This window comes from Rhizobium sp. SRDI969 (genome assembly GCF_025152725.1).
Classification (GTDB): domain Bacteria; phylum Pseudomonadota; class Alphaproteobacteria; order Rhizobiales; family Rhizobiaceae; genus Rhizobium; species Rhizobium leguminosarum_I.
Genome location: NZ_CP104035.1, coordinates 2,485,577 through 2,497,214, shown reverse-complemented (window position 1 = coordinate 2,497,214; position 11,638 = coordinate 2,485,577). Strand labels below are relative to the sequence as shown.

Here is an 11,638-nt window from a genome sequence, read left to right as displayed (position 1 = left end):
GCCGCGCATTTCACGTCAGCCGGCGGCTCTGGGCTTCAGCCAGAAATACAGTTTGATCTGATCGGGCCTGTCGGAGGGATGCGGGCCGCGCATGAACAATTCGCCGCCATTGCGCTCGATCACGCGCCGCGAGGCGTCATTGTGCTCGTTGCAGAGGATGACCAGTCGGTCGAGGCCTTCCTTCGCCGCAACGGTTAGCAGAAGGCTCAGGGCGGCCGTCGCGCGGCCATTGCGTTGTTTCCACGGCACGAGGGAATAGCCCACACGGCCCGGCACCTCGGGCGGCAGCTCTTCGGTGCTAGCTTGAAAGCGCAGGCTGATGCTGCCGCAGAATTCGCCGTCCCAGATCCAGAACAGACGGGTGGTGAGAGGCGGCGATCCGGATCCGGCGCGCCACTTGCCATCAGGAATGAGATCGTCGAGAAACCTCGATCTGTCCTGGCGCAGCCGCTGAAGCTCACCGTGAACATAGGCTTCATCGCCGGCGCGGCGCGGATCGGGAGACCAGCCGGCGGCGAGCGCCGCTTCGAAGCCTGACAGGTTTTCCAGATCAGGGGGAAGCAGGACGATGCGGGTGCCGGGCTTTGCTGTCTCTGCAGATATCGATCACCCGCGCTCTGTCAGGCGGCGGGGCGACTCGGCAGGTTCGATCCGCGCGGCTGGAGCCGGAAGACAAGCACGGCTGAGGGCCGTTGGAAAGCAGGCGAGGTTGTTTTGGGACACATCGGCATCAAAAAGCCCCGCATCTTCATGCGAGGCTTGTTCCGATGGATGGGCCGGATTACTGGCACTGGCGGCGCGGGCCGTAATTCGGCTGGTAGGTATTGTCATAGGCGCGGTATGACCGGTAGCGGCTATAGCAATAGTCGGCGTGCGAACTATAGGCATTCGTGCGCGGCTGGGAAGCGATGATGCCGCCGATGAGCGCGCCGGCCGCCAAACCGCCGATGATTGCGCCGGTGTTGTCGTGGTCGTGATACCGGTGGTTATAGCGCCGATTCCAGCCATAGCGGTCGTCGCGGTAGTAGTCCCGGTCGCGATAGTGGTGGCGGTTGCGATACCAAATGCGATTATGGCCGAACTGACCCGGGCAGTTGGTGAAGTTATTGCAGCCAACGGTCATGATGCGAGCGTCGGCGCTTTGAGGCGCCAGCTGCGCCGATTGCACCGGGCTCGGCACGAACGCCGGGCCTGCCGAGGCCGGCATTCCGGAGAAGGCCGTCGCTATCGACAGGGCAATGATGGCGATTCTGTTCATTTCACTCACCTTGGGTAAACGGATCTATCAAGGGCATAACGCAGGGGAAGGGGAATGGTTCATTTTGAGAAATTCAGCAACAAGTTCAAATTGAAAGTAGATAGTCAATTAGATCTTTATGGATGGGCCTGCATCAATGACCGAGATGTAACAGCACTCCTGTGCATGTCGTAAGGATTAGCATGCGGCTCTCCAGAATTCTCGGTGTTCTCTGTCTCTCGATGAGCTTGGCGATTGCACCTCTCAACATCATCTTCACCGATTTGTATCCTGCTTTCGCCAAGGGCGGCAATGGTGGTGGCAACGGTGGTGGCGGCGGTGGCCACGGCGGCGGAAACAGCGGCGGAGGTCATGGAGGCGGCAGCAGCAATAGCGGCGGCGGAAAGGGCGGCGCCAGTTCGAGCGGGAAGACAGAAAGCGGCCGGACCGGAAGCACGGGCAAGGCCGCCAAGACGAAATCGGCTAAGCAGACCGTCAGTACGCAGGGCACGTCCAAAAAGACGACCATCGCCAAAGCGCCTGCGACAAAACCTGCAAAGAAGCCAGCAGCAGAGCTCGCCGGTCTCAATTCGCTGAAGCGCAACTTCCACGCTCTCATGAAAACGGCCGATCCTCGGATGGCCGCGATTGCCGCCTTCAGCACGGCGTACGCTCAATATGAACTCACCAACGGAGTGGCGCCACCGGCCGACGATCCGCTATTGGGCGATGCCGCCCTGACTGCGGCGCTGGCCGCCGCAACCAAAACAGGCACGGTCACGCCGGCGGCTTTGGGCTGGGCACAGGAGACGCTCGGTGTCGGAACAGCTGTCGGGACGATCGACCAGATGAGAGACGCCTTGGCGGCGGCCGCCCCGACACCGGAAACCCCGGCAGCAGAGACCGAGACAGCGATCGGCGAGACGGCCGACGGGAGCGCGACGACAGACCCGGTCGCGACTGAGGAGACCTCTGAGACTGGAATGGAAGGCACAGCGGACACCACTGAAGCCGCCCAGAGTGTTGACGAAACCGAGACCTCTGCCACAAGCACCGAGACGACAACGAACCCGTAATCCTCTTTGAGGAACCTTCGGGATTTGCCGAATTCATTGCCCCTCCGACGACGGGGCAATGCTGTTTGTCGTTGGCGACATGCACTGTGTCAGCACTGCAGCCGTGCAACTGCCCGCGGGCTTCAGACCCCGGCTTCGTTGCCGGCCGTTGCGTATGTATGTCGGCCCGCTCGAACTCACCGCCTACGCCGACAGCCTGCTGGCCTCACCGGACGGCGCTGGTGCGGGCTGTCAACAGGTCCATGGCTAAGGCACTGGCGAGCGAACGGGATTGGTGAAAGTTCTTTTGAACCTGAAGGCGCTCTATCAGGCTCACCTTCCGCCGGCCAGCAACCGAAGCTGGCTTTCGTCATGCACACCCTGGCGGTAAAGCTCGATGATGAGGGCACCAAGACGGTCGGCCTCCTTGCCTGTTCTGTCGATCTTTAGCCCGCTACAGAGGGCTTCGTGGACACGCCTGCACACGTGCAGATCTTCGGAGGCGAGCGGTTCGTCACGTGTGCTAAACAGCTTGTCTGACATCGCAATCCCTTTTTTGGATGCCGTGAATCGCTTTCGTGGAAAAAAGATAATTTCGCGATCTTTGCTCTGCAAGATGGGCGAAGGTCCGAAATTCAAAAACAATTTTGGCCGCCGGGAAGATACGGGCGCGGGCGGCGGCACGAGATGAGTCCGATCAAGGCGTCGGCCGGACGGATGGTGCGAGCGTGAGATCTACTTGGTTGCGGGGCCCTGGCCGCTTTGTTGCGCCAGGCGCAGCTCTTTCAGCCGCTTCGTTTTTTCGCGGCGGGCCCGCTGCTCCGCCTCGATGGTTTCCTTGGCGGCTCGCTCGGTGTTTTCGAAACGATCCTGTCGGTAAGCCTTTGATGAGGGTTCACGTTCTCTTTTCATGGCCGCTAAACGCAAATCGGCGAAAACGGTTTCATGGGAAAATGCGTCACTGGCTGTCAATCGATCGACATAGCCGGCGTGCCTACGTCTGGAGTCACAGCCATAATAGCAACCGGGCGCCTCGTCGGCGCCCGGCAACATTGCGGATCAGCCTTTGATGAAGGCGAGGATGTCGGGATTTATGATGTCGGCATGGGTGGTGCACATGCCGTGCGGGAATTTCTCGTAGACCTTCAGCGTGGCGTTCTGCAGGAGCTTGGACGAGAGCAGGGCGGAGTCGGCGATCGGCACGATCTGGTCGTCATCGCCGTGCATGACGAAAGTCGGCACGGTAATGATCTTCAGGTCTTCGGTGAAGTCGGTTTCCGAAAAGGCCTTGATGCCGTCGTAATGCGCCTTGGCGCCGCCGATCATGCCCTGGCGCCACCAATTGTTGATGACCGGTTCCAGGACCTTCGCACCCGGCCGGTTGAAGCTGTAGAACGGGCCGGCCGGCAGGTCGTGATAGAACTGTGCGCGATTGTCGGCGAGCTGCTTGCGCAGCCCATCGAAGACTTCGATCGGCAGTCCGCCGGGATTGGCTTCCGTCTTCACCATGATCGGCGGCACGGCGCCGATGATGACGAGTTTGGCGACACGGCCCTGCGGCTGGCCATGGCGGGCGACATAATGGGTCGCTTCGCCACCGCCGGTGGAGTGGCCGACATGGACGGTGTTCCTGAGATCGAGATGCTCGACGACGGCTGCGGCATCGGCGGCGTAATGGTCCATATCATGACCGTCGCCCACCTGGGTCGAGCGGCCGTGGCCGCGCCGGTCATGGGCGACGACCCGGTAGCCCTTCTCAAGGAAGAACAGCATCTGGGCGTCCCAGTCGTCGGAGCATAGCGGCCAGCCGTGATGGAACATGATCGGCTGGGCAGTCTTCGGCCCCCAATCTTTGTAGAAGATCTCGACGCCGTCCTTGGTGGTAACCGTGCTCATCTTTTGGCTCCGTTGGTGGGGTTGGTTGGATTAATGCGCTCAGAAGTTTGCGCTGTTGCCTGCAGAATTGACAAAACCACGAGCGCCGCTGGGCCGGGGGCTAGGGGCGAGAAGGTCGCGTCTGATCAACCCGAATATGTTGATGTGCTTATCGAATGCCTCTTTCTATTCTATTGATATGACAAACGTTTGTATGTTTCCACGAGGATGGGTGTGAACCCGCCCATTTCGCATGGCTGCTTTGCACTGCAAACATTCTTTTGATCCACAGTATCTTGGCTGTTGGCCGTCTCAGGCTAGTTCGTCAGGGGCGTAGCGAAGGGACTGATTTAACGGCGAACGTCTGTAATGAGCCATTTTTTTGATATTCGTTCAATATATCCGTCCGGCTAGTTCAATATATCTGTCCGGGGAGGTGGGCTCCCGTTCTGCCGTGCATGCAGCTGCCGGCGCTCACTTGAACGCGGTTCATCGCCCAACCATCTAATCCTCATACAACAGCGCCATGGCGGACCGTCGCAACCGCGACGGCTTTGCCGGCGGCGGGACGGCCGTTATTGCCGCCTGAGGATCAAATAATGGGTTACATGGATAAGGACATAGCGCCTCAGAATGATGGGGCGCTGATCGATGCCTATTCGCAATCGATCGCAGCAGCAATCGACATCGTCGGGCCGGCGGTCAGCCGTATCGAGAGGGCGGCCGGCCGGCAGGGGCACGGGTCGGGTTTCGCCGTCTCGCCTGACGGCCTGATCATCACCAACAACCATGTCGTCGATGACGCCAAGGTCGTTCGCATCACCACGCCCGATGGCTTCGTTACCGAGGGCCGCGTGCTCGGCCGGGATGTGGATGCCGACATCGCCCTCATTCGCGCCAATACAAGCACCGGCGCCTGGGCGAAGCTCGGAGATTCCCAGCGCCTGCGCAGGGGCCATATCGCGATCGCGATCGGAAACCCGCTCGGCTTCGAGTGGACGGTTACCGCCGGCATCGTCTCGGCGCTCGGCCGGTCGATGCGGGCGGCCAGCGGCCGGCTGATGGAGGACGTGATCCAGACCGATGCGGCGCTCAATCCCGGCAACTCGGGCGGGCCGCTGGTGTCTTCGGGCGGGGAGGTCATCGGCGTCAACACTGCCGTCATCCAGGGCGCGCAGAGCATCGCCTTTGCCGTGGCATCGAACACGGCCAATTTCGTGGTTTCGGAGATTCTCCGCTATGGCCAGGTCAGACGTGCCTTCATCGGCATAGCAGGCGATACGATCGTGCTGCCGCGCCGGGTGGCCCTTGCGGCGGGCACGGTACAAACGACCTCCGTTCGCATCCGCCGCGTCGAGCCGGACGGGCCGGCGGCAAAGGGCGGCCTGCAGGAGGGCGATTATATCCTCGCCATCGACGGCAGTCCTGTCGGCGGCGTCGACGATATCGTCCGATTGATGGATGGCAGCAGGATCGGCAGGGATACGGAGATCCAGGTGTTTTCGGTGGCGGGCCGGATCGAGAAGAAGATCTTGCTGCCGATGGCGCGGTCCTGACGCCGCACTTCGGCGCCATGACGAGACGTCACCTATGTCAGGCGCTGACCGCCTCCTGCTCCGTTCCCGAAAAATCCACCGCCGCAAAGGCTGCCGCCAGCACCTCCGGCCCGGCGCCGGTTTTTGCCGCATCGGTCGACAGGATCTGACGGTAGCGCCTTGCGCCGGGCAGGCCGGTGAAGAGGCCGATCATGTGGCGCGCCACGTGCTGCAGCCGGCCGCCGCTGGCGATGTGACGTTCGGCATAGGCCATCATCCGGTCACGCAACGCGTCCCAGTCCGGTTCGCTTGCAGGCGCGCCGAAGAAGCGCTGGTCGATGTCTGCTAGGATCGCGGCATTCTGGTAGGCGGCGCGGCCGAGCATGACGCCGTCGATATGTTCGAGGTGGCTTGCCGCCTCGTCGAGCGTGCGGATGCCGCCGTTGATACCGATGAAGACATCGGGCCAGCGCTGTTTCATTCGGTAGACGATCTCGTAGTCGAGCGGCGGGATCTCGCGGTTTTCCTTGGGGCTCAGGCCCTTCAGCCAAGCCTTGCGCGCATGGATCCAGATCGCATCGGCGCCGGCATCGAGAACGCGGGTGATCAGCTCGGGCAGCGCCTGTTCCGGCTCCTGCTCGTCGACGCCGATCCGGCATTTCACCGTCACCGGCACGGTTGCAATCCTCTTCATCGCCGCGATGCATTCGGCCACCGTTTCCGGCGTCAGCATCAGGCAGGCGCCGAAGGTGCCGGACTGCACGCGGTCGGAGGGGCAGCCAACATTGAGGTTGATCTCGTCATAGAAGTAGGGTTCGGCAATCTTCACTGCCTCGGCAAGCTTTGCTGGGTCCGATCCGCCGAGCTGTAGTGCCAGCGGATGCTCGGCAGCGTCATGACCGAGCAGCCGGTCGCGCGGGCCGTGGATGATCGCATCCGCCACCACCATCTCGGTGTAGAGCAGCGCCTCGCGGCTGATCTGTCGGTGGAAATAGCGGCAATGCCGATCCGTCCAGTCGATCATCGGGGCGATCGCAATAATCGGCCTCTTCTGCGTCATCGACGTTCCATTGTTCCTTATTCCCAGGCGCCGCACTGCGGTGCCCTCTGCCGCAGCGCGGCGCGGTCACCGCCGTATGGGGCGGGCATCCATAAATCGCGCATATAACACTTGCCGGTGCGATCGACAAATGACCGCCGATCACCACACACACACAGAAACGGCGCCCCTTGCGGAGCGCCGTTCATGCCGCGTGAGCGGAAGTCTGACTTACGAAGCCGAGATGTTGACAGCCTTCGGGCCCTTGCCCATGCGGTCCGGCTCGGTGTCGAAGGTAACCTGCTGGCCTTCGCGCAGCGACTGGATGCCAGAAGCCTGCAGCGCAGAGATATGGACGAAAACGTCCTTTGCGCCGCCGTCCGGCGTGATGAAACCAAAACCCTTGTCCTGGTTGAAGAATTTTACGGTGCCCTTGGTGGCCATTGGGATCGTCCTTTTCCCTTAGTCTGTGTAGTATCCGCGCCCCCGAGAGGAAGCGGACGGCTTTAGCTTTCGCCCCGATCGATTGGGACGAAGGGTCAGTCGGAGAAGTCACGTACGGGGAAAGAACGTCTACGTAGGCGGGTATTCCCGCGCCGCCTTCCAAACGGAAGGGATTACCACATCAGTCCAGTCACCGGCATGCAAATGCCCGAGTAAGTCAATTCGTGCCAGCATTTCGGGCAAAAAGCAAGCGGGATTATTGTGGCATGCCCGCATCGATGTCGGGAAATGCCGAAGATTCAGATACTTGACTATGGGTTACCGGATTCTTGCACGGCTGTGCCAAAGCGGGATTCCGTGCCGAAACGGGATGAGCGGCGGATTCGATAGCCGGGCAGGGATTTCGTGGGGCGGTCGGGGCGGCGGGCACACCGATCAGTGTTCATGGTGAGGCGGATCGCAGAGTCTGCTCTCCAGTGTTCCTCGCGCCGTCTTTGCTCCGCCCTCATCCTTGTACGTAGCCCACAGGGCGAAGCCTCGAAGGACGGGGGCGGCCACCGGCGCCGTTGCCTTCGATTCTGCATAGGGGCTTTGTGGAATGCGGGTGGGAGGAGCTTCCACGCCCGCCCTCGTGGTTCGAGACGGCCCCTGGGCCTCCTCACCATGAGGGCTCTCTTTGGCGCCTGCGGCTTTTATTCTACAGCCAGTGCAATTGTCCACTCCATCCTCGTCGTGGGCGAGGCCCCAACGGCCGCCCACCTACTGCGCATCCCCCAGCAACCCGCTCAGGCTCCAGGGATTATCACCTTTCTGGTTGGCGATGTCATCGACCTTCCAGCCGCCGTGTTCCCGGACCAGGGTATAGAAGAGCGTCACCTCGTCGCCGTTCTCGAACTCCACCTCCACCTCGGCCTTGTCATCCAGCAGGATCGGTTGGCCGATCCTGACGTCGCTGGCCGCGCCATCCTGACCCGCGATGACGGGATCGAAGTCGATCGCGCCGACATCGCCCTCCGGCGTGTTGTCGAGATCGGTCTGGAGGAGTTCGTTCAGGTGGTCGGAGAAGAAAATCGAATAGGGCGAGGGCGCCTCGGCGTCGCTGTTGTCGGTGTCGTAGCTGTAGAGCGCCTCGAGCAGCGCCTTCGGCGTCTTGTAGGTCGCCGCTGATGCGGGCAAGGCTGGGAGCGCCGACAGGGCGAGGGCGAGGATGAATGTGGGCAGGCGCATGCGAACTCTCCTCGGATGGGCGGTGAATCATAGCGGAATCGGGCGCGGAGGTGGAGCGGCATTTTTGGAGGGTGCGGAGGGGCCGCCGAAATTCCTGAAATCAGGAGCTGCCCGACATCCGGTCGAGGAGACCGATCGATAGCAGCCTGGACGCAAGCCTCACCTGGTGTTGAAAGCCGTTGGTGGCGCATCTTTGCCTCCAGCAGCCATCCTGTCGAGGCTAGATCAATGCCTCATGCGACAGCGCAAACGACGGCTCGAAGACGTCCTTCACGGCGAGCGTGAAATCGTGGCTGGTGACGTTTCCGGCCGCGTCGTAGGCTTCGGCGGTGAAGGTCAGGCTATGGGTGCTTTCGAAATCGATCGCCGCCTTCGTCTGGATCTTGTTGCCGACGAGCTTGAAGACGCCGTCGGCATCATCGGTCAGCCGCCATTTCACCGTGCCGCCTTCCGGATCGACCGCCGACAGGAGCCCGACCGAGCTGCCGATCGCGATATTCTCGGAGACCGAGCCGCGCGAGAAGGCGAGATTGGTCGGCGCCTTGTTGACGGGGGCTTCGTTGACGTCGAAGACATTGATCGTGATGTCCTTTTCGACCGTGACCTTGCCATCGGAGACAGCCACCTTGATGGTGTGCGACTTGTCCGTCTCGTAGTCCAGCGACTTCGAGGTGACGATGCGGTCGCCCTTTATCCGGAAATGATCGTTGGCGCCGTCGAGCAGCGTATAGGTGAGAGCGTCGCCATCGGCGTCCTTGGCGCTGAGCAGGCCAACCGTGGTCCAGATCGGCGTATCCTCGGAGAGGGCGGTCTTCGAAAGCTGGATATTGGTCGGCGCGGCATTACCATTCGGCGTAAAAGTTTCCGTGGCGAAATCGTAGATGCCGTCGGCAAAGCGCGCCAATTCGACGTCTGTCAGCGTATCCGTCCCTTCCGCGGCGCTCGTCAGGATATGATCGCCATTATTCAGTGCGAAGGAATAATTGACGAAATTGCCGGAGAAGATTGCCGTATCGATGCCGTCGCCGCCATTGATGGTGTCGTCGCCGGCGCCACCGGTCAATTTGTCATTGCCGGCGTTGCCATCGAGGATATCGTTGCCGCCGTTGCCGTCGAAAATATCGTTGCCGTCGGTGCCTGTGAATTCGTCGTCGCCCTTGCCGGTCTTGACGTCAATGCCGGAGATATTGCCGGCAATGAAAGATCCGAGATCTCCCAGTTCGTCGGAGAGATCGAGATGGGCGCTGTCCGTCAGGGCCACTGAGGCGCGAAAATCGCCGAACGGATCGGTTGACCAGACGATCTTGTCAAAGCTTTCGAACTGCGCGCTCGATCCGGCAACCGACCATCCGGCCGTTTCAAGAATCTCCACGTTCTTGATCGTCAGGCCCTGGAGTGAGCTTATCTGCAGCGTATCGATCCCGGCGCCCCCATCGATCGTTCCGGAATTCATAGGAGCGAATGTCTCAAGAGTTATGGCATCGTTACCGTCGCCCGCATCGATATCAACCACTTCAGAGGCAAGGCCAAAAAGCTCACCATCGGAGATCGTATCGTTACCCGCGCCGCCTCTGATGATGTCATTTCCGATGTCGCCCGAGAGCAGGTCGTTGCCATCGCCGCCATTCAGCGTGTCATTGCCATTTCCGCCCTGGATCGCATCGTTTCCGGCGCCACCGTTCAGCGTGTCTGCGCCGTCACCGCCTGCAATGGTGTCGTTGCCTGCGCCTGTGGTGATCGCATTGTCACCGCTTGAGCCCGTCACATTTGCGGAGCCGGAGCCTAGTTCGTCGGCAAGGTCCACCGTCCCGGAATCCGAGACGACCAGATTGACCGCGACGAGAGGATTGATTTCGGAGTCGCGGATGACGTCGTACGCTTCGAACTCAGCGCCGGTCTTGGTAATCGTGGCACCGTTCGTGTCCAGGATGTTCAGCGGAGTACCCGGCTCGGTGCTGTTGAGCGTGAAGGTTTCCGTCGCGAAGTCGTAAACGCCATCGGCAAAGCGCGCGAATTCGACGTCTGTCAGCCTATCCGTGCCTTCCAGCGCGCTCGTCACGACACGGCTGCCATTGTCGATCTCGAAGGAATATTCGGCAAAATTGCCGGCGAAAACAGCCGTGTCGATGCCGGCGCCGCCATTGATAGTGTCGTTGCCGTCGCCGCCGGTCAATTTGTCATTGCCGTCGTTGCCATTGATGAGGTCGCTGCCGCCGCTGCCGTCGAAAATGTCGTTGACGCCGCTACCCGCAAACTCGTCGTCGCCGTCGCCGGTTTTGACGTCAATGCCGGAGAAGCCACGGACAAGGGTCCCGAGATCTCCCAGTTCGTCGAAAAGATCGAGGTGCGCGCTATCCGTCACTATCAGTGAGGGATCAAAATTAAAGACCGGATCGGTTGATCTGGCGATCTTGTCGAAGCTCTCGAACTGTGCGCTCGAACCGCTAACCTGAAAGTCCGCCAATTCAAGCACTTCGACGTTCTCGATCGTCAGGCCCCGGAGCGCCGAGGCACGCAACGTATCGATCCCAGCACCGCCGTCGATCGTTCCCGATATCAGTGGAGCGAATCTCTCTATGGTTATCAAATCGTCGCCGTCGCCGCCGGCAATGTCGACGATTTCTGGCTGGAGGCTGCCATCAGGTCCGAGCACAAAGCCAAAGCCACCATCAGTGATCCTGTCGTTGCCGTCACCGCCGATCAGCTTGTCGTTGCCGGCGTTGCCGTAGATCGTATCGTCGCCGCCACCGCCGCTCAGCGTGTCCGCGCCTTCGCCGCCTGAGATGTCATCGTTGCCGGCGCCCGTCGTGACCGTGCTGCTGCCGCTCGATACCGTCACGTTCGCCGATACCAAGCCCAGCTCGTCGGCCAGATCCGCCACGGACGAATCGGAAACAGTTAGGGAGACAGGTGCGGAAGGGCTGGCTTCAGAGTCGCGGATAACATCGTAAGCTTCGAACTCAGCGCCGGTCTTGGTAACTGTGGCGCCGTTCGTGTCCAGAATATTCAAGGCCATATTATATATCTTTCCCCAAAAGATGCGTTGTACTCGGCAATATGAGACATCCCCCGAAAGAACTGTTTTATTGCTCGGCGGACGACAACCCCCGGGGATCTATGCCAATCCCCGATTAAGTTTTCAATGCAAAATTGTATCTTTTCATTGCTTTTTAATGAAAAGCTAAGGATGAAATACTGGGAAGCGATTTTTAATTGGAGAACTCAA

The 11,638-nt window shown here is 60.6% G+C and carries 11 protein-coding genes; 2 read left to right on the top strand and 9 right to left on the bottom strand.

The window, feature by feature from the left end:
• Positions 1–15 precede the first annotated feature (15 nt).
• Together N2A41_RS12535 and N2A41_RS12530 are read right to left on the bottom strand one after the other, a co-directional pair.
• Complete coding sequence (locus N2A41_RS12535; RefSeq protein ID WP_222384276.1) at positions 16–603, bottom strand: GNAT family N-acetyltransferase; 588 nt, start codon at positions 601–603, stop codon at positions 16–18.
• Between the two features lie 178 nt (positions 604–781).
• Positions 782–1,258, bottom strand: a complete 477-nt coding sequence (locus N2A41_RS12530; protein WP_260108902.1) for a BA14K family protein — start codon at positions 1,256–1,258, stop codon at positions 782–784.
• 182 nt (positions 1,259–1,440) lie between these two features.
• On the opposite strand from N2A41_RS12530, the gene N2A41_RS12525 reads away from it, so the two are divergent.
• Positions 1,441–2,313, top strand: coding sequence for a hypothetical protein (locus N2A41_RS12525; RefSeq protein ID WP_260108901.1), 873 nt, complete (start codon positions 1,441–1,443; stop codon positions 2,311–2,313).
• Positions 2,314–2,625: 312 nt separating this feature from the next.
• On the opposite strand, the gene N2A41_RS12520 is transcribed toward N2A41_RS12525, so the two are convergent.
• From N2A41_RS12520 to N2A41_RS12510, 3 genes are all read right to left on the bottom strand, one after another.
• On the bottom strand, positions 2,626–2,835 hold the full coding sequence (locus N2A41_RS12520) for a hypothetical protein (RefSeq protein ID WP_222384277.1): 210 nt from the start codon (positions 2,833–2,835) through the stop codon (positions 2,626–2,628).
• A 192-nt stretch (positions 2,836–3,027) separates the two neighbouring features.
• A complete protein-coding gene (locus tag N2A41_RS12515) occupies positions 3,028–3,264 on the bottom strand; it encodes a hypothetical protein (RefSeq protein ID WP_260111049.1) in 237 nt (78 codons plus the stop codon).
• An 87-nt stretch (positions 3,265–3,351) separates the two neighbouring features.
• Positions 3,352–4,188, bottom strand: coding sequence for an alpha/beta fold hydrolase (locus tag N2A41_RS12510; RefSeq protein ID WP_027689170.1), 837 nt, complete (start codon positions 4,186–4,188; stop codon positions 3,352–3,354).
• A 578-nt stretch (positions 4,189–4,766) separates the two neighbouring features.
• On the opposite strand from N2A41_RS12510, the gene N2A41_RS12505 reads away from it, so the two are divergent.
• The gene (locus N2A41_RS12505; RefSeq protein ID WP_260108900.1) at positions 4,767–5,723 is read left to right on the top strand and encodes a S1C family serine protease; all 957 of its coding nucleotides are present in this window, start codon (positions 4,767–4,769) and stop codon (positions 5,721–5,723) included.
• Positions 5,724–5,760: 37 nt separating this feature from the next.
• Here the strand turns inward: N2A41_RS12505 and dusA are convergent, their stop codons facing one another.
• The 4 genes from dusA to N2A41_RS12485 all read right to left on the bottom strand — a co-directional run bounded on the left by dusA (position 5,761) and on the right by N2A41_RS12485 (position 11,428).
• Positions 5,761–6,762 carry a tRNA dihydrouridine(20/20a) synthase DusA gene (gene dusA / locus N2A41_RS12500; RefSeq protein ID WP_260108899.1) on the bottom strand — a complete coding sequence of 334 codons (1,002 nt, stop codon included), beginning with the start codon at positions 6,760–6,762 and terminating at the stop codon, positions 5,761–5,763.
• 210 nt (positions 6,763–6,972) lie between these two features.
• Complete coding sequence (locus N2A41_RS12495) at positions 6,973–7,185, bottom strand: cold-shock protein (protein ID WP_003540801.1); 213 nt, start codon at positions 7,183–7,185, stop codon at positions 6,973–6,975.
• A 759-nt stretch (positions 7,186–7,944) separates the two neighbouring features.
• On the bottom strand, positions 7,945–8,412 hold the full coding sequence (locus tag N2A41_RS12490; RefSeq protein WP_222384133.1) for a DUF3828 domain-containing protein: 468 nt from the start codon (positions 8,410–8,412) through the stop codon (positions 7,945–7,947).
• Positions 8,413–8,632: 220 nt separating this feature from the next.
• Positions 8,633–11,428 (bottom strand): metal-binding protein, encoded by a 2,796-nt coding sequence (locus N2A41_RS12485; protein WP_260108898.1) that lies wholly within the window; start codon positions 11,426–11,428, stop codon positions 8,633–8,635.
• Positions 11,429–11,638: the final 210 nt, after the last annotated feature.